The organism is Ideonella sp. (genome assembly GCF_041914305.1).
GTDB lineage: Bacteria > Pseudomonadota > Gammaproteobacteria > Burkholderiales > Burkholderiaceae_C > Ideonella.
The window spans coordinates 379,482-398,285 of sequence record NZ_JAYSDQ010000002.1; the positions used below are offsets into that span (position 1 = coordinate 379,482).

13 protein-coding genes are annotated in these 18,804 nt (G+C 68.8%); 2 read left to right on the forward strand and 11 right to left on the reverse strand.

The window, feature by feature from the left end:
• Window positions 1–55 precede the first annotated feature (55 nt).
• The 8 genes from pcp to ACE3SG_RS04535 all read right to left on the reverse strand — a co-directional run bounded on the left by pcp (window position 56) and on the right by ACE3SG_RS04535 (window position 10,108).
• Entirely contained in the window at window positions 56–715 is a 660-nt protein-coding gene (gene pcp, locus ACE3SG_RS04500; RefSeq protein ID WP_374562815.1) for a pyroglutamyl-peptidase I, read from the reverse strand.
• Window positions 715–4,368 (reverse strand): hydantoinase B/oxoprolinase family protein, encoded by a 3,654-nt coding sequence (locus tag ACE3SG_RS04505; RefSeq protein ID WP_374562817.1) that lies wholly within the window; start codon window positions 4,366–4,368, stop codon window positions 715–717. The genes pcp and ACE3SG_RS04505 overlap by 1 nt, the downstream gene beginning before the upstream one ends.
• Window positions 4,369–4,410: 42 nt before the next feature.
• Complete coding sequence (locus tag ACE3SG_RS04510; RefSeq protein ID WP_374562819.1) at window positions 4,411–5,397, reverse strand: TRAP transporter substrate-binding protein; 987 nt, start codon at window positions 5,395–5,397, stop codon at window positions 4,411–4,413.
• Window positions 5,398–5,443: 46 nt separating this feature from the next.
• Window positions 5,444–6,736 (reverse strand): TRAP transporter large permease, encoded by a 1,293-nt coding sequence (locus tag ACE3SG_RS04515; RefSeq protein ID WP_374562821.1) that lies wholly within the window; start codon window positions 6,734–6,736, stop codon window positions 5,444–5,446.
• A gap of 19 nt (window positions 6,737–6,755) precedes the next feature.
• Window positions 6,756–7,268 carry a TRAP transporter small permease gene (locus ACE3SG_RS04520; protein WP_374562823.1) on the reverse strand — a complete coding sequence of 171 codons (513 nt, stop codon included), beginning with the start codon at window positions 7,266–7,268 and terminating at the stop codon, window positions 6,756–6,758.
• A 17-nt stretch (window positions 7,269–7,285) separates the two neighbouring features.
• The gene (locus tag ACE3SG_RS04525) at window positions 7,286–8,260 is read right to left on the reverse strand and encodes a TRAP transporter substrate-binding protein (RefSeq protein WP_374562824.1); all 975 of its coding nucleotides are present in this window, start codon (window positions 8,258–8,260) and stop codon (window positions 7,286–7,288) included.
• A gap of 44 nt (window positions 8,261–8,304) precedes the next feature.
• Window positions 8,305–9,102, reverse strand: a complete 798-nt coding sequence (locus tag ACE3SG_RS04530; RefSeq protein ID WP_374562826.1) for a putative hydro-lyase — start codon at window positions 9,100–9,102, stop codon at window positions 8,305–8,307.
• Window positions 9,103–9,187: 85 nt separating this feature from the next.
• On the reverse strand, window positions 9,188–10,108 hold the full coding sequence (locus tag ACE3SG_RS04535; protein ID WP_374562827.1) for a LysR family transcriptional regulator: 921 nt from the start codon (window positions 10,106–10,108) through the stop codon (window positions 9,188–9,190).
• Between the two features lie 181 nt (window positions 10,109–10,289).
• Between ACE3SG_RS04535 and ACE3SG_RS04540 the strand changes: the two genes are divergently transcribed.
• Window positions 10,290–12,839, forward strand: a complete 2,550-nt coding sequence (locus ACE3SG_RS04540) for an ATPase, T2SS/T4P/T4SS family (RefSeq protein WP_374562828.1) — start codon at window positions 10,290–10,292, stop codon at window positions 12,837–12,839.
• Window positions 12,840–12,847: 8 nt separating this feature from the next.
• Here the strand turns inward: ACE3SG_RS04540 and ACE3SG_RS04545 are convergent, their stop codons facing one another.
• The 3 genes from ACE3SG_RS04545 to ACE3SG_RS04555 form a co-directional block, all read right to left on the reverse strand.
• The gene (locus ACE3SG_RS04545; protein ID WP_374562829.1) at window positions 12,848–13,738 is read right to left on the reverse strand and encodes a LamG-like jellyroll fold domain-containing protein; all 891 of its coding nucleotides are present in this window, start codon (window positions 13,736–13,738) and stop codon (window positions 12,848–12,850) included.
• A 218-nt stretch (window positions 13,739–13,956) separates the two neighbouring features.
• Complete coding sequence (locus ACE3SG_RS04550; protein ID WP_374562830.1) at window positions 13,957–15,087, reverse strand: hypothetical protein; 1,131 nt, start codon at window positions 15,085–15,087, stop codon at window positions 13,957–13,959.
• Between the two features lie 26 nt (window positions 15,088–15,113).
• Window positions 15,114–17,660: a hypothetical protein gene (locus tag ACE3SG_RS04555; protein WP_374562831.1), complete on the reverse strand. Its 2,547-nt coding sequence runs from the start codon at window positions 17,658–17,660 to the stop codon at window positions 15,114–15,116.
• Between the two features lie 262 nt (window positions 17,661–17,922).
• On the opposite strand from ACE3SG_RS04555, the gene ACE3SG_RS04560 reads away from it, so the two are divergent.
• Window positions 17,923–18,795 carry a helix-turn-helix domain-containing protein gene (locus ACE3SG_RS04560; protein WP_374562832.1) on the forward strand — a complete coding sequence of 291 codons (873 nt, stop codon included), beginning with the start codon at window positions 17,923–17,925 and terminating at the stop codon, window positions 18,793–18,795.
• The last annotated feature ends 9 nt before the right edge of the window (window positions 18,796–18,804 follow it).

Consider the following 18,804-nt stretch of genomic DNA (forward strand, 5'->3'; position numbering starts at 1 on the left):
GGATTATTCAGTGGTGTGCCGAGGCAGGGGCGGCGCCCCCCCTAATGTGCAGTCCTCACGCAATCTGACCCTCTGCCTGCACGGCATCGCCGCCTTGGTGGGTCGCCGCGATGCGCAGCGCCTGGCGCACGCCTTCGATCATCAGTGGCAGCGGCATGCAGGCCAGGCCGGGGTGGCGGGAGGCCTGGGCGGGCAGCAGCGGCAGATGCATGAAACCGGCGCGCACGTCGGGGTGCTGGCGCAGGCTGTGCATCAACGAGTAGAAGACGTGGTTGCAGACGAAGGTGCCGGCGCTTTGCGACACCGAGGCGGGCAGCCCCGCGGCGCGAAGGCCGGCCACCATCGCCTTGATCGGCAGCGTCGAGAAGTAGCCCGCCGGGCCTTCGGCCACCACCGGCTCGTCGATCGGTTGCGCGCCGTCGTTGTCGGGGATGCGCGCATCGTCGACGTTGATCGCCACCCGCTCGATCGAGAAATCGGCGCGGCCGCTGGCCTGGCCGAGCGCCAGCACGCAGACCGGCCGCAGCTCGGCCACGAACCGCTGCATCGCCTCGCCGGCCGCGCGGAACCGGCATGGCAGCAGTTGCGCCACCACCCGCGCGCCGGCGATGGGCGCGCCATCGAGCGCGCGCGCCACCTCCCAGCTCGGGTTGATCAGCTCGCCGCCGAAGGGCTCGAAGCCAGTCAGCAGGATCACCGCATCGTTTTCAGTCATCACGCATCACCGTAGCCACCGCCCCCGGGCGTGTCGATCACGAACACGTCGTCGATGCCCATCTCGACCGACGCGATGTGCGGCAAGTTCTCGACCTGCCCATCGGCCCGCTCGACGCGGTTGGCCCCCAGCGCGCCCGGCTGCCCGCCGGCCATGCCGAAGGCCGGGTGCACGCGGCCGTTGCTGAGGATCGACGCGGTCATCGGCGCGAGAAAGCGCACACGCCGCGTGCCACCATCGCCGCCGCGCCAGCGGCCGGCGCCGCCCGAGCCGGCGCGGATCGCATAGCTGTCCAGCCGCACCGGGAAGCGGAACTCCAGCACCTCGGGGTCGGTGAGGTACGAATTGGTCATGTGCGTCTGCACGACCGCCGTGCCGTCGAAGCCCTGTCCGGCACCCGAGCCGCCCGAGATCGTCTCGTAGTACTGGTGCTGCGCGTCGCCAAAGGTGAAGTTGTTCATCGTGCAGGGGCCCGAGGCCATCACGCCGAGGGCGCCGTACAGCGCGTTGGTCACGCACTGCGAAGTCTCGACGTTGCCGGCCACCACCGCCGCGGGCGAACGTGGGTTCAGCAGCGAGCCCTCGGGCACGATCACCTTCAGCGGCTTCAGGCAACCGGCGTTGAGCGGGATGTCGTCGTCGACCAGCGTGCGAAAGACATACAGCACCGCGGCCATCGTCACCGACTTCGGCGCGTTGAAGTTGTTGGCCGTCTGCGCGCTGGTGCCGGTGAAATCGATCGTCGCGCCGCGCGCTGCCGAGTCGACAGTCACCTTGACCTGGATCTGCGCACCGTTGTCCAGCGGCAGCGTAAACGCCCCATTTTTCAGCGCGGTGATGACGCGGCGCACAGACTCTTCGGCATTCGCCTGCACATGGCCCATGTAGGCGGCCACCGTCTCGCGGCCGAACTGCGTGACCATCGCGCGCAGCTCTTGCACGCCCTTCTCGTTGGCAGCGATCTGCGCGCGCAGGTCCGCCAGCGTCTGCTCGGGGTTGCGTGCCGGGTAGCGGCCCGAGCGCAGCAGCGCCATGAATTCGGCCTCGCGCAGGCGGCCCTCGCGCACCAGCAGGAAGTTGTCGATCAGCACGCCTTCTTCGTCGATGGTCTTCGACAGCGGCGGCATTGAGCCCGGCGTCAGGCCACCGATGTCGGCGTGGTGGCCACGGGCGGCCACGTAGAACGACGGCCTCGCGTCGCCGGCCTCGAGGTACACCGGCGTCACCACCGTCACGTCCGGCAGGTGGGTGCCGCCATGGTAGGGGTCGTTCAGCACGTAGACATCGCCCGGCCGCATCTGCGGGTTGCCGGCGATCACGGTCTGGATCGATTCGCTCATCGAGCCCAGGTGCACCGGCATGTGCGGCGCGTTGGCGATCAACTGGCCGGCCGCGTCGAACAGCGCGCAAGAGAAGTCGAGCCGCTCCTTGATGTTGACCGACACGGCCGTGTTCTGCAGCCTCAGGCCCATCTGCTCGGCGATGTTCATGAACAGGTTGTTGAACACCTCCAGCATCACCGGGTCGACCTGTGTGCCCAACGCATGGCGCGTGGCGCGCGCCCGCACACGCTGCAGCTCCAACGAGCCGCTGGCCGCCAGCAGCGCCTGCCAGCCCGGCTCGACGACCGTCGTCGCGTTCGCCTCGGCGATCACCGCCGGCCCGGTGATGGTGGCGCCGGGTTGCAGGTTGTCGCGCAGGAACAGCCCGGCGTCGTGCCAGGCTTCGGCACCATCGGCCCCTTCGGCGTACATGCGCACCGTGTCGACCGGCTGCGGCGAATAGGCTTCGGCCTTCGGCGCGGTGACCACGCTGAGCTGCTCGTCGCTCGCCCCCGTCGCCTCGACCGAGACCGCCTCGATGACCAGCGGCCGGCCTTCCATCAAGAACGCGAACCGCTGGCGGTAGGCCGCCTCGAAGCCGGCTTGCAGCGTCGCGATGTCACGCGCCGCGTCACCCGTCACCGGCAGGTCGACGCGCAGCGCCGTGTCGGTGCCTTCGTAGCGCAGCAGCAGGCCGATCCTGGCCGCGATGCGCGGGGCGGGCAGGCCCTGGCCCAGCAGTTCGCTGGTGGCCGACTCGGCCAGCGCCGCGCCCTTGGCCCGCGCGGCGTCCAGCCCACCCGCATCGAGCGGACGCTCGACCGAGGCTTCGCGCATCGCGATCTGGTCGGCCAGCCCCATGCCGTAGGCCGACAGCACCCCCGCCAGCGGGTGCACCAGCACACGCGTCATGCCCAGCGCATCGGCCACCAGGCAGGCGTGCTGGCCACCGGCACCGCCGAAGCACTGCAAGGTGTAGCGCGTCACGTCGTAGCCACGCGCCACCGAGATGCGCTTGATCGCATTGGCCATGCTCTGAACGGCGATGCGCAACGCGCCGTTGGCGACCTGCTCGGCACTCACCGGCCGGCCAGACGCCTGGCTCATCTGCTCGGCCAGCTCGGTGAAGCGGCGCACCACCACCGCGCGGTCCAGCGGCTCGTTCGCGCCAGGGCCGAAGACCTTCGGGAACCAGTCCGGCTGTACCTTGCCGAGCATCACGTTGGCATCGGTGGTGGCCAGCGGCCCGCCGCGGCGGTAGCTGGCCGGGCCGGGGTTCGCACCCGCCGACTCCGGCCCCACGCGCAACCGCGCCCCATCGAAGCGGATCACCGAGCCGCCGCCGGCCGCGACGGTGTGGATGCTCATCATCGGCGCCCTCACCCGCACGCCCGCCACCTGGGTATCGAACGCACGCTCGAACTCGCCGGCGAAGTGCGACACATCGGTCGAGGTGCCGCCCATGTCGAAGCCGATGACCTTGTCGTGCCCCGCGGCCAGCGCGGTGCGCACCATGCCGACGATGCCACCGGCCGGGCCGGACAGGATCGCGTCCTTGCCCTGGAAGCGGTGGGCCTCGGTGAGGCCGCCCGAGCTTTGCATGAAGTACAGCGGCACGCCCGGCATCTGGCTCGCGACCTGCTCGACATAACGCCGCAGAATGGGTGACAGGTAGGCATCGACCACCGCCGTGTCGCCGCGCGCCACCAGCTTCATCAACGGGCTCACCTCGTGCGACGCGCTGACCTGCGTGAAGCCGACCTCGCGCGCCAGCCGCGCCGCAGCTTGCTCGTGCGCGGTGTGGCGGTAGCCGTGCATGAAGACGATCGCGCAGGCGCGGATGCCACCAGCGTGTGCCTCGGCCAGCTCGCGCCGCAGCGCGGCTTCGTCCAGCGCCTGCACCAGCTCGCCGTTCGCGCCCACACGCTCGTCGGCCTCGATCACGCGCTCGTACAGCAGCTCGGGCAGCACGATGTGCCGGTCGAACAACCGGGGCCGCGCCTGGTAGGCGATGCGCAGCGCGTCGCGAAAGCCGCGCGTCGTGACCAGCAGCGTGCGGTCGCCCTTGCGCTCGAGCAGCGCGTTGGTGGCCACCGTGGTGCCCATCTTCACGCACTCCACCCGCTCGGGCGTGATCGCCTCGCCGGGCTTCAGGCCCAGCAAACGGCGGATGCCTTCGATCGCCGCATCGCGGTACTGCTCGGGGTTCTCGCTCAGCAGCTTGGCGGTCGCCAGCGTGCCATCGGGCCGGCGCGCGACGATGTCGGTGAAGGTGCCGCCACGGTCGATCCAGAACTGCCAACGGGACGGGGTGTTGTCTTGCATGGTCATGGGTGAAGTGAACTCAGTGTAGGCACGCAGGCAATGACACGGTCACGCCTGGGTGTAATAGGGAATGAAAATCTGATTGGCCTGCGGGCCGATCTCGCGCAACCATTCGAGCGAGCAGCGCTCGCCCAGGCGGCGCAGTTCGTTCAGCGCGGTGACGGGCAATGGGTCGACCTTCATGCCCTGGCGCTTCAGCTCGGCCACCGACTCGGTGGCCGCCGCTTCGCTGGCCGCCCAGCCGCGCGCCTCGGCCGCGCCGGTGGCGTTTTGCAGCGCGCGGCGGGTCGACGCGTCCAGCTGGCCGTAGGCCTGGGCATTGGCGAACACGATGTTCTTCGGGAACCACGCGTTGATCTCGTGGTAGTGCTTCAACTGGCGCCAGACCTGGTTCTCGACCCCGGTCACGGCCGAGGTGATCATGCAGTCGATCCGGCCGTCGGCCAACGCCTGGCCCACGTCGGCCATCGGCACATCGACCGGCGTGCAGCCCAGGAGCTCGGCGATGCGCGCCGTGCTGCGGTTGTAGCTGCGCATGCGGCCGCCGCGCAACTCGGACAGACCGGCCAGCGGGCGCATCGTGTACAGCCCCTGCGGCGGCCACGGCACCGCGTACAACGGCACCAGGCCCATGTCGGCAAACGCGCGTTCGATGATCGGGCGCTGGTAGCGCCACAGGCGCTTCGCGTCGGCATAACCCCGCACGACGAAGGGCACGCTGTCGGCGCCGGCCACCGGCATCTCGGTCACCAGGCTGCTCATGATGGTCTCGCCCAGCTCCACGTCACCGGCCCGCACCTGCCCGGCGATCGACGCCAGCGGGACCAGGCTGTTGTTGGCGTGCAGCTCCACCTTGGGGGCCCCCGGCGCGGCCGCGGCCCACTCGCCCAGCCACTGGCTGAGGTTGCGGCCGTGGAAAGAATCGGCGCGGTAGCCGGTGGCACAGCGCCAGCGCCCCGCGTCGGCGCGTGCCGGCACGCCAGCCAACAAGGTAGCCAGACCGAGCAGACCGAGTACATCCCTGCGATGGTTCATCGCATGCTCCTTTCAGCGCCGAGGGTGGGAAGGGGTTGACGCCGCTCTACATCACGCTCGGGCCGTACAGCACGAGGATCGGAAAGCGGTAGATCAGCCAGATGGCCAGGACCAGCAACAGGAAGAACGGCATGGCCATGCGTGCCAGCTCCGGCAGCTCGCGCTTGGTCAGGCCCTGCAGCACGAACAGGTTGAAGCCCACGGGCGGCGTGATCTGCGCCATCTCGACCACCAGCACCACGAAGATGCCGAACCAGATCAGGTCGATGCCGGCGGCCTGGACCGTGGGCAACAACACCGCCATCGTCAGCACCACCATCGAGATGCCATCGAGGAAGCAGCCGAGCAAGATGAAGAATGCCATCAGCATCAGCAACAGCCAGCCGGGCGACAGGTGCAACCCGCTGATGAACTGCGCAACCTCGCGGGGCAAGCCGATGAAACCCATCGCCAGTGTCAGAAAGGACGCGCCGGCCAGGATCAAGCCGATCATGCAATAGACGCGACAGGCGGCGAACAGCCCGTCGACAAAGCGCGACCATGTGAGCGAGCCATCGATCCGGCTGAGCAACAGCGACCCCGCGACCCCGAGCGCCGCCGACTCCGTCGCCGTGGCCAGGCCGCTGTAGATGGCGCCGATCACGAGCACGATCAACGCCGTGATCGGGAACAGGTGGCGCCCGGCCCGCAGCTTGTCAACCAGGCTCATGCCCGCATCGGCACTCGGCACCTGCTCGGGGTGACGCCATGCCCACAGCATCAGGTAGGCTGAAAAGATGGCCATCAGCATCAAGCCCGGGATCACGCCAGCAACGAACAGCTTGGCGATCGACACATCGGCCGCCACGGCATAGACGATCATGATGATCGATGGCGGGATCAGCAGGCCAAACGTGCCCGCCCCCGCCAGCGAGCCCATCGAGATCGCGTCGGGGTAGCCGCGGCGCTTGAGCTCGGGCAAGGTGATCTTGCCGATCGTGGCGCAGGTGGCGGCACTGGAGCCTGACACCGCCGCGAAGATGCCGCAGCCCAGCACGTTGGTGTGCAGCAAGCGGCCCGGCACGCGGTTCAGCCAAGGAGCCAGTCCCTTGAACATGTCCTCGGTCAAGCGCGAACGGAACAGGATCTCGCCCATCCACAAGAACAGCGGCAGCGCGGTCAGCGTCCAGTTGGATGTCGATCCCCAGATCGTCAACACCATGCTGTCGCCGGCCGGGCGGGCCGAAAAGGCCTCCATCGCGAACAGCGCCACGCCCAGCAGGGTGAGACCGATCCACAGGCCGGAGGCCAGGATGGCGATGAGCAGCGCAATCAGCAGCGCGGCGGTCAGGATGTCCATGAAGTCTGTCGCCTCTTGCTCATTCGATGTGGGCGGCTTCGCCACCCGCTGCGGGAAAGAACGGCCGGCCCTGCCGGCGCGCCACCAGGCTGTCGGCGAAGGCCACCGCCAGCCCGACACAACCGAGCGCCATCGCGATCTGCGGCAGCCACAACGGCGTGGCATCGGCCCCCTGGGATATGTCGTGCGTGTCCCACGACACCCACACCAGCCGCACGGCGAACCAGGCCAGGTAGACCGACAGGCCGAACGCCGCCAACAGCGACCACCACTCCAGTGCCGACCTCAGCCTCGAAGGCACCTTCTGCAGCACCAGCGTCACCCGGATGTGGTCGCCCCGGCGCAGCGTTTCAGGCAGCGCCAGGAACAACGCCGCGGCAATGCAGTAGCCCGCATAGGCGTCGAGCCCACGCAGGTTCAGGTTGAACTGCCGGTCGGCGATTCCCAGCAGCACCGAAACCAGCGAAGCGACCATGGCCAGTGCCGCCAGGAAGCAAAGCGCACGATAGAACCGATCAAGCAGCGTGCTCATTGGTGGCCCCGGTTGCCTCAATGCGCCGCCGCAGCGCGATAGGCGTCGACGATGGCCCGGCCGTCTTCACCAGCGGTCTTGAGCCACTCCACGGTCATGCGGCCCCCGATGACCTTGAGCTCACGCTTGAGCAGGTCGTTGCCGCGATCCACCTGCATGCCCTTGGCGGACAGCTCTTTCAGGTATTCGTCATCCTTCTGGTCGCTCATCTTCCAGCCGCGCTCGCTGGCCGCCTGCGCCACCTTGAGCACCGCCGCCTGCGTCGCCTTGTCCAGCGCGTCGAAGGCCTTTTGATTAACCACCACCGCATTGCGCGGCAGCCAGGCGTTGACGTCGTAGAAATACTTGACGTGCTCGTAGAGCTTGCTGTCCACACCGCTCGCACTGGAGGTGAGGAAGTTGTCGACGCCGCCGGTGGCCAGGGCCTGCGGCAACTCGGCCAGCTGGATCGTCACTGGCTGCGCCCCCACGTACTCGGCGATGCGGGTCGTGGCAGGGTTGTAGGCACGCATCTTGGTGCCTTTCAGGTCCTGCATCGAGGCCAAGGGCTTCTTCGAATACAGCGACTGGCCCGGCCACGGCACGGTGTACAGCAGCTTCAGGTTCTGGCTCCCCAGCAGCTTTTCGAGGTAAGGGTTGGAGATGTCATTGAGCTTCTTCGCCTCGGCATACGTGGTGGCCAGGAACGGGATCGAGTCGATGCCGAACAACGGGTTCTCGTTGGACGCGCTCGACAGGATGAACTCGCCTGCCTGCGTCTGCCCCGTCTGCACCGCACGCTTGATCTCGTTGGCCTTGTAGAGCGATGCGCCGGGGTGCAACGTGATCTTCAGCTTGCCTGCACTGGCCTTGTCGACCTCGTCGGCGAACCACTGCAGGTTCTGCACCTGGAAGGTGTTGACGGCGTAGCCCGACGGCAGGTCCCACTTGGTCTGGGCCTGGGCGAACGGGGTGATGGTGACGGCCAGTGCGGCGGCGATCCAGGTCTTCATCAATGTCTCCTCTGTGAACAGCAAAAAGGGATTCGGTGCCTGGCTCAGTGCCCGGCCATCTGGTGGTTGAGCCAATCGGTGATCAGCATCGCGCCGGGCGCGTGGGTGATGCAGAACTCGGGGCGCGCTGCCGCCAGCGCCGCCTGCGGGGTGACGCCGCAGGCCCAGAACACCGGCACCTCGCCGTCTCGGATCTCGACCGCGTCGCCGTAGTCGGGCCGCTGGAGGTCGGCAATGCCGATCTCGGCCGGATCGCCGATGTGCACCGGCGCGCCGTGCACCCGGGGGTAGCGAGCCGTGATCTCGGCGGCACGGTGCGCGTCGTCGGGCCGCAGGGGCCGCATCGTCACGACCATCGGGCCCGAGAAGCGGCCGGCCGGTACGGTGGCGATCGACGTGCGGAACATCGCCACGTTCAGGCCCTGCTCCACGTGGCGCAGCGGAATGCCCTCGTCGGCCAGGGCCTGCTCGAACGAGAACGAGCAGCCCAGCACGAAGCTCACCAGGTCATCGCGCCAATGGGCGCGGATGTCGGTCGGCTCGTCGACCAGCTCGCCATGGCGCCAGACGCGGTAGCGCGGCACATCCGTGCGGATGTCGATGTTGTCGCCCAGTGTCGGCATCGCCGGGTCGCCGGCTTCGGTCACCGCCAGCAGCGGGCAAGGCTTGGGGTTGGCCTGGCAGTACTGCAGGAATTCACCCGCCCAGGCCTGCGGCAGGATCACCAGATTGCCCTGCACATGGCGGCCCGCGAGGCCACTGGTGTGACCGCTGACCTGGCCGGCGCGGATGGCCGCCCGGGCCACCGCTGCGCTGCTTGCAAACACCGTCGCCGTACTCATCGAATCACCCCTTTTGTCGCTGTGGGTTCACCAATGGGGCGCATTGTGTGAGCCACCCATGGCGGCCCACAAACGGGAAATTTCTCTATGACCTCATCGACTTTTTCGATGACCCCTTCGACGCCCCGAGGTGGAGCGCCTTGAAGCCCAACAGGGCGTCCACCACAGTGCGGGTTAACGCTGATCCCGGGTCGTCGCGGTAGCTCAAGAAGATCGGCAACGGCGGCATCTCGGCCTCGCACGGCAGCACCCGCAACGGCTGCCGCTCAGACAATCGGCGCACCACCGCCAGCGGCAAGGTGGCCACGCCGAGCCCACCTTCGATCAGCTCGACCATCGCCGAGACCGACGAGATCGCGTGCACCTTCAGCCGCGTGTGGCCGGCCTGGCGCATCAGGTCGACCAGCGCCACATGCGGCTGCGAGCCGCGCTGAAACGTCAGCAGCTCCAGCGTTGCCAGGTCGGCCAGCGAGTAGCGGCGTTTCTTGTGCAGTTGCGCATGGCCGACGAAGCACATCGGCATCGGCGGCAGCGCCTGCTGGCGCAGCCCGTCGCCCGATGACGGCAAGGCCGCCATCGCCAGATCGAGCCGGCCGCGGCGCATCTGGTCGACCAGCACCGGCGTGGTTTCGACCGTCAGCTCCAGCTCCAGCCCGGGCTGCGCGGCGCGCATCTCTCGCACCCAGTCGATCAGCCAGGAATGCAGCACCGACTCAATCGCGCCGATGCGCAGGCTGAGGCCAGACTCGGCATTGCGCCCCATCTCGTCGCGGATCTCGCGCTGCAGCGACAACAGCCGCTCGGCCATCACCAGGAAGCGGCCGCCGGCCGCCGTGAGCCGCACCTGCTTGTCGCGCCGGTCCAGCAGCAGCACGCCGAGCTCGTCTTCCAGCGCGGCGATGCGGCTGGACATGGCCGACTGGGTGATGAAGAGCTTCTCGGCCGCGCGTGACACGCTCTTCAGCGTGGCCACCCAGTAGAAAGCCTCGACGAAACGAAGGTTCATGCGGTGTGCGCCCGGTTGCCGTTGCGGCTGATTGTGACCGCCGCCGGCGGCCGGCCGTAAGCGCCGAACTGGCCGGGGCCGGCAGCGCTTTTCCGGCCACCGCGACAGCGCTACCACCCTAGCATCGGAGCCAGGCCGAAGCCACGCCTGTCGCGTGCGCCTGGCCACTCTTCGCAAGGCCATGTCCGACCTCTCCGCCCAGCTGTCCCTGGTTCCGCACGACACCGACGCGCTCGCGCCGCGTGCGCAGCGCGAGCACGCCACGGCGAGCACGGCGTTCGCCTGGCCGACACCGCCCTACGCCGTCTACCCCAACCCCGAGCCGCTGGCCGACCACATGCCCTGCGAGGTGCTCGGCCTGAACGGCAAGGCGATGAATGCGCGCCTGGTGTCGTTCGACCCGGTGCAAGGCGTGGCCCAGGTGCAGGTGCCGCCGTCGCGCACCAACATGCCTCTGCGGCTGTCGCAGTTCCGCAGCCTGACGCTGACCACGCCGCTGCGCCCCGCCCTGAGCGCCGCCACCGGCGCCCCCGGCGCGTTGATGGACTTTCACCCCACCGGCGACTACACCGTTCACCTGACCGGCGGCGGCGAGTTGCAAGGCAAGACCGTGGGCCATGTGGAAACCGCGCACGGGGTGTTCTTCTTCCCGCCGGTGGACGACAAGGGCGCGGTGCTGCGCCTGTTCTGCCCGCGCAGCGCCTACGACTCGTTCGACTTCGGCCCGCGCCTGGGTGAGCAGCTGGTGGCCGACAACACCGCCACGCCGGCGCAGATTGCCGCGGCGCTGGCCGAGCAGGCGCGCCTGCGCGAGCAACGCATCGGCGATGTGCTGCTGGGCAGCCGCGTCGTCACCCCCGATCAGCTGATGCAGGCGCTGGACGCCCAGTCGCGCATGCCGATGGTGCGCGTTGGCGAGGCCTTGATCGCACTCGGCTTCATCACCGCCACGCAGCTGGGCGACGCGCTGGCCCAGCAACGCGGCGACCGCTCGGTGCCGCTGGGTGAGCTGCTGGTGCGCAGCGGCGCCGTGCAGCGGCAAGACCTTCGCACCGCGCTGGCCCGCAAGATGGGCTACCCGGTGGTCGACACCGACGCCTACCCGATCGAGGCCGAGGCCGTGCGCAAGCTGCCGATCAGCGCCGCCAAGCGGCTGCAGGTGCTGCCGCTGCAGTTGCTGCCTGGCCGGCTGGTGGTGGCGATCGAAGACCCGTCGCGCCGTGATGTGCTCGACGAGATTGAGTTCACCGCCCAGTGCAAGATCGTGCCGGTGCTGCCGCTGGCCGACAACCTGGCGCGCGGCATCAGCCTGGTCTACCAGAAGCATGGGCTGGACGACGGCAGCGGCGGGCCGGGCCCGGTCGACGCGAGCGGCGCGATCAACTTCGACGAAGGCGGCACCGACCAGTTGCTGGCCGCGCTGGAGCAGTCGTACGACAACGCACCGACGCAGTCCGAGGACGAGAAGCCGATCGAGCAGAGCGACAACTCGCTGGTGCGGCTGATCAACACGATGATCGTCGAGGCGCACAGCCAGAACGTCTCCGACATCCACATCGAGACCCACCCGGGCCGCGAGAAGGTGCGCATCCGCTTTCGGCGCGACGGCGTGCTCAAGCCCTACCTCGAGCTGCCGCACACCTATCGCAGCGCGCTGATCGCGCGGCTGAAGATCATGTGCGACCTCGACATCTCCGAGCGCCGCCGCCCGCAAGACGGCAAGATCACCTTCAACCGCTTCGTCGCCAACTGCCCGATCGAGCTGCGCGTGGCCACCATCCCCACCGCCAACGGGCTGGAAGACGCGGTGCTGCGCATCCTGTCGTCGGCCAAGCCCTTGCCGCTGGACAAGCTGGGCCTGTCGGCGGCCAACCTGGCCGCGCTGAAGCATGCCATCGAGCGGCCCTACGGCATGGTGTTGTGCGTCGGCCCGACCGGCTCGGGCAAGACCACCACGCTGCACTCGGCGCTCAGCCACATCAACACGCCCGACCGCAAGATCTGGACGGCCGAAGACCCGGTCGAAATCACCCAGTCCGGGCTGCGCCAGGTGCAGGTGAACCCGAAGATCGACTGGACCTTTGCCAAGGCCTTGCGCGCCTTCCTGCGCGCCGACCCGGACGTGATCATGGTCGGCGAGATCCGCGACCAGGAGACCGCGCAGATCGCCGTCGAGTCGTCGCTGACCGGCCACCTGGTGCTGTCGACGCTGCACACCAACAGCGCGGCCGAGACGATCACCCGCCTGCTCGACATGGGCATGGACCCGTTCAACTTCGCCGACTCGTTGCTGGCCGTGCTGGCGCAGCGCCTGGTGCGCCGCATGTGCCCGCACTGCCGGCAAAGCCGCCCGGCCCAGGCCGAAGAGGTAGACGAGTGGGTGCACGACCACCTGCACGCCTGGAACGGCCACGAGGCCGCGCCCAGCCCCGACGCGGTGCTGGCCGACTGGGCCGCCCGCTTCGGCGGCGCCGACGGACGGCTGCAGGTCTGGCACGCGCCGGGTTGCGACCGCTGCGACCGCACCGGCCTGCGCGGCCGTGCCGGCATCCATGAGCTGCTGACCGTCTCGCGCGGAGTGCGCCACCTGATCCAGACCGGCGCACGCGCCGAGCAGATCCAGCGCCTGGCGATGACCGAGGGCCTGCGCACCCTGCGCCAGGACGGGTTGGAAAAGGTGCTGGCCGGCGTGACGACGATCGAGGAAGTGCGCGCCACCAGCAACGGCTGACGCGCCCTTCAGCGAGCCGCGGTGGCGGCCTGGTAGTGCCGCAGCACCTGCGCGGCCTTGAGCTCGCGCTTGTACAGCGCGACCTTGGCGATCGCCCCTTCGAAGAAGCCTTCGAGCCGCGCGCTGCCGATGCGAAACGGCGCCGTGCCGTTGCCGGGGTCGATGTCGTAGTCGGCCAGCGCGTCCTGGTCGCGCAGCTGGCCGTTCTTGTAGACCTTGGTGTAGCCGGTCGGGTAGTCGCCGCTGCGCTTGTTGGTGTTGATCACCAGCACGTAGTGGATCCACTGGCCCACCCCCACGGCATCCTGGAAGTAGCTGCCGGCCCCGAGCCCACCACCCAGGTTGAAGGCATAGCCGCTGATGCGGTTGGGCCGCGGCGGGTCGATGCCGTCGCCGGCCCAGTCGGCATCGTGCGAATACATCCGCGCGACGTATTCGGACTGGCCGTTGGTCGACTTGCCCATCCAGTGCACATACGGCTGATCGGCCGACTCTTCGTGGCTGAAGTTCAGCACGTCGGGCCGCACCCAGGCCTCCATCGTCAGCACGCCGGCAGCGGTGATGCTGAGGCTGTCCTTGTCTTTCACCTCGATGTACTGGTCGACACCGTTGAAGCGGGTGGCCAGGTCGCCGTTGAGAAAGCTCGTCGTGCCCGGCGCGTGGTGGGCCACGCCGTCGTGGTGGTGGCCGCTCGCATCGACCAGGCCGCTGGCGCCACCCAGCGGCAGGTACAGCTGCGGGCTGTCGGCCAGCACCGTGCGGTCATAGGCCGACAGCGGCGCCGGCGCCGGCGGGCTCGGCTCGACGATGCCGAGCCCCGGCACGCCGGCTTCGGCCACCACCGCCCAGCATGCGCAGCCCAACGCAGCCCATTGCAGCACCCGCAGCATCCGGTTCATTTCCGTCTCCTCTCTTGTTCTTGGCCACAGCATACCGACCCCGCCCGGTGAGCGGACATCAGCAGTCCGCCCTTCGACAGACTCAGGGCGAACGGTTCCGAGGTGTTCCAGGCGCGCGAAGCGCCGCCGCCCATCAAGTGGCGTGCGCGGATCCGGCTTGGCCGGTCCGCTGCGCGAGCCCCCTCGGGGGGCAGGCCCCGGAAGGGGCCGTGGGGGTCTCAAGGTCTTGGGTTGGCGAACGAGTTCGGGTCGAAGCCGGGCTCGTCGTGCAGGCTGCTGTTGTCGACGAACTCCATCTGCGCCAGCGTGATCGACTGCAGCTGCGAGATGGTCGAGCTGCTCCATGCCGCGCTCGGCTCGCCCTGCACGAAGAAGTTGGAGCCGATGTCGGCCACGTACAGGCCGTAGCGCTTCATCGCGGTGGCCAGTGCCTTGGCCTGCGTCGTCCAGTTGGCCGGGATCACGAAACTCGACTTCAGCCGCATCACCGTGCCGTAGGGGATGCCGTCGGCCGGCCCGCCGGACGTCGTGTGCCGTGCCGGCCACTGCACGCCGTGGATGCGCGAGCTGCTCAGCGTGACCCGCAGCGCATGGGCCACGACACCGCTGTTGGCCTCGGACACGCGGGCCAGGAACGGCGAGATCGGCAGGCCGGCCGCGTCGCCCGAGGTCCAGCCCATCGGCCGCAGCTTGTTCGAGTTCAGGCCCCAGGCCGCGGTCGAATAGGCGAACCACTTGCCGTCGACCTTGTAGCTGAAGTAGCTCTCCCACAGCCGGCAGTTGTCCTGCTCGACCACCAGCACGTGCCGGTCGCCGCACTGCTGCGCGTCGTTGCAGGTGCCGTGCTCGGCGCGGATGATGTTGTCGTTCGGGTAGGGGAAGTGGCGGTTGCTGGCGGTCAGCTGGTCGCAGCCGCGCTTGATCGTCGTCTTGCCGGTGGCGGCGCAGTCGCTTTCGTCCGGCACGCCGTTGCCGTTGCCGGCCCGCGGGTCGGTGATCTTGAAGCTGACCACCGGCCAGGTGGTGGTGGCCGCGCTGCTGTCGATCAGGTTCAGCGGGATGCCGTAGTACGGCTTGTCCCAGTGGTCTTGCCAGTGGGTCGGGTCGTCGGTCATGCCCCAATCGGCATGAAAGCGCGTCGAGCTGCCGAGCTGGCCGATCCAGCGGCTGCTCGACGCATGGGTCGGGTAGCGCTGGGTGTCGTCGACACGGGTGTTGAAGACCGCGGTGGCCGGGAACGACGGGCAGCTGCCGAGCTTGGGCGCGGCCAGCAGCTCGGCCGGCGCGGCGGCAAGGGTGGCGACAACGGCCATGCCGATCACCGCGGGGATGAAACGAATACGGGACATGGGGATTCCTTTGAGGTGATCGTGGCTCACGGCAGCGGGGCGTCGAGCACACCGTGCGCGCCGGCCAGTTGCGTGCCGCCGGCACTGACGTGCAGCGTGCGGGCACCCTGCCCGTCGACGCTCACGCTGACCGTGTAGGCCGCCTTGGCCACGGTGCCGGCCAGCAGCAGCCGGTGGGCAGCCGCCGGCAGCGGCACGGTGAAGCTGGTGATGGCATGCGACAGGTCGTCGACGAACAAGGTCGCCGTGCTACCGACCAGCGCTCCACTCATCGCGGTGCCCGAGTTGCTGCGCAGCAGCTGCGTGGTCGCTGCGGTGGCGCCGGCGTCGTAACCCTGCAGCACGTGCAGGAAGTTCACCGCCGCCGGCTGGCCCGGGTTCTCGACCCGCAGGCGGTAGCCGCCGGTCCAGTTCGACTTGTTGGCCGACATCGGGTCGAGCGTGGCCTTCCACATGCTGTCGGGCAGATTCAGCGTCGGCCCTTCAACCTGGATGCTGCGGCTGCCCGAAGCCGGCAGCAGCGTGCGCACTTCGAGCCGCTGGTTGCCCGGCGTCGAAGCCACGACCTTGTCGCCACTGACCACCGGCGCCGCGCCGTTGCTCGGCAGCATCAGGTTGAAGCGCTTGAAGCGGCCGCTGACGGTCGTCTTCGTGCGGTCCATCAGCACCAGCGCATCGGGCTGCAGCCACAGCAGGCTGCGGCTGACATGCGACACGTCACGCGCCGTGACCCAGCCGTTGTCGAAGTTGTAGAGGTTGGTGGCGTCGCCGGTGACCGTGACGAAGTCCTTGCCCTGGCCTTGCAGCAAGACCTTCGGGTCACCATCGTGGTTGCCCAACAGGAACTGGCTGCCGCGCACCAGTTGCTCGTGCTGGTAGTCGCCGACTTGCGCGTTCGGGTTGTTCTGCACGCTGGGCGCGTTCTTGAACTCGCTCATCGCAGCGCCGGCGCCGTAGGCGGTGAACTCCTTCGTCAGCCATTCGCCCTTGCGCCAGAAGTCGAAGCTGTTGCCGTCGCCGTGCTGGTGGTCGATGGTGTTGTAGCTGAGCTTGTAGTCGAACAGGCGGGTCTTGTTGCCGTCGGCCCAGCTGGTGCGCGCCTGGATGCGGCCGATGCCTGGTGCGTAGTTGTAGGTCTTCAGGCCCGCACGCGGGTCGGTCGGCGTGCCGGACGCCGGGTCGAACAGCAGAAAGTAGTAGATCGAGTCGACGATCGCATCGTCGTTGTTGGCCTTGCGTGACAGGCGGCCCGGGTTGTCGGGCGGCGCCACGTATTCCATCCAGCGCGCGCCGTTCAGCGTGGCGGCATCGGCCGCGTAGCGCGCCCCGAGCGCGTTCGGGCCCATCACCCGCATCGGGTCTTGCAGGTAGAGCTGTTCGCCGTCGCCGAACCACGAGGGCTGGTAGACGCTGCCGTAGTCGGTGGCCACCTTCTTCGTCGTCAGGCTGTGGTAGTAGCCGGGCAGCAGCGTCTTGTAGACCGGGTTGCCGGTGAAGCTGACCTTCTTGCCGTCGCGCGCGGTGTCGTCGCGGCCCGAGGTGTTCAGCGCCAGCAGCAGGCCGTAGTAGAAGCCGATCGATTCGCCGTACTCGGCGCCCTCGGGGCTGATGCCGCCCTTGCCGTCGTTGCGGTAGGCGTAGTCGGTCATGTAGAGGTAGGTGCCGATCGCCTCGTCCATGAAGTCGCCCAGCGCGCCGGCGCGGTCGTTCGGCACCTTCGGGTCCACCTGGTCGTCGGCCGGGTCGATCGCGTTGCCCATCATGAAGATGTTGCGTGCGTGGGCCATGAAGTAGTTGTTCATCGCGTAGCGCACGGCGCTGCGCTTCGGGTCCTTCAGGTCCAGCAGCGCGGGGTTGTTGCGGCGCGAGGCGTCTTTCGGCACCTCGTTCGGGTGGGTGTTGTAGTAGGTCACCGAGGGGTAGCCGTCGCGGTCCTCCGCACACCAGCGCAGGAACACGCGGCGAATGCGCTGGCGCTCGGCCGCGCTCAGCTGCGGGTACAGCCAGTCCACCGCGAGCGGGAACGATTCGCCGTGCCAGCGGCCGCGGTCGGAGTTGGCGAACGACGGGCTGCGGAACTTGCCGGGCCCGACGCCCTTGTCGGCCTCGTCGATCACCGCGAACAGCGCGGTGCGTGCGGTGCGGATCCAGCGCGCGCGGCGGTTCGTGTCGCTGTCGACCAGCGACATGAAGGCCAGCAGTGCGGCGTACGACTCGGTCGGGTACGGCGTGTAGGTCGAGCCGCCGTTGTCCTGGCCCGGCACGGTGCCGTCTTCCACCCGCTGCGCCGCGGTCAGCGCGAGCTGCAACAGGCCACCGCCGTTGGCACGGTCGTCGAACATCGGGTTGGACGAGGTCGCCCAGGCCTGCAGCGTCGGCAGGTCTTGCGCGCGGATCCACAGCCGCGGGTGCTGCGTGACCGGCGCGCGCGCTGCCAGCGTTTGAACCCCGGCTGCGATGGAAGCGTTTTCCGCCGCGTTGGCCGCGTGCGGCGCGGCGCCCATCAGCAGGGCCGCCAGGGGCACGGCCCAGGCGCACCAGGCGCGGCCATTCGTTCGTGTGTTGTTGTTCATGTCTCGCGAAGTGGGTGGAACGGAGAGCTCCTTTCCGCAATCCGCGTGCCACGAACCTTCACGCCCTCGTCTGCTCTCTGTCGGCTCTCTGTGCTGTCACGTCCGGGCGCTGACAAATCGCGTCAGCGGCCGCGAAATGTCGACAGATCGTGGCGACCGCCCGCCTGGCAACGCCGCCGGATGTCCGATTTCTTGGACTACGTCACGCTTTGCGCGTGGCCCGTGGATTGCATGTCGTGGCCGCCACCTGCTGTTTGCCCCGATGTCCGCGCCACGCTACCGAGTCCTGTTCCTGCACCCTTCGCCGGCCCTGGCGAACCACGTGGTCGGTTATGTCGTGCGGCGCCGCGCCGGCATCGGCCCGGCCCCCAACGGCCCGGGTGAGGCGGTGAGCTTTCCGGCCAATGTCTACTCGGCGCTGTCGATCGTTCACCGCGGCGCGCGGCGCGATCCGGCCAGCGGCCAGCTGACCACCTGGGCCACCTTCTCCGGCGCGATGACCCGGCCGGTGCGGCGCGAGCTGGTCGGCGAGCCCGAGATCACCACGGTGCTGTTCAGGCCCGGCGGCGCGGCGCGCATGGCCCGCGTGGCCAGCCACGAGCTGACCAATGCGTGGGTCGACGCCCAGCACATCCTGTCGCCCGCCGAGCACCTGGAGATCAGCGAGCGCGTGGCCGAGCAGCCGACCATCGCGCGCCAGATCATGGTGATCGAGCAGTTGCTGTTGCGGCGCCTCGACCGCTATGCGCTGTCCACCGGGCCGCAGCCGCTGTCGGCGCTGCTGGGGCCGGTCGGCTTCGGGCTGGGCCGGCTGAAGGTGACCGACCTGGCGCGGCACGCCGGCATCAGCGAGCGGCAGCTGAACCGGCGCGTGATGGACGCGCTGGGGATCGGCCCGAAGATGCTGCTGCGCCTGGCCCGGGTGCAAGAGTCGGTGCGCATCGTGCGCGAGCTGCAAACGCAGCGCGGCCAGCGCTCGCTGGCCCAGCTGGCGCGCGACGCCGGCTTTGCCGACGTGTCGCACATGACGAAGGAATTGCAGCTGTTCACCAGCCAGCCGCCACCGCTGCTGCGCGAACGGCTGCGCCAGTCGAACCTCAACGAGTGGGCCTACGAGCTGCCGCAGGACTGGTGATCACGCGCT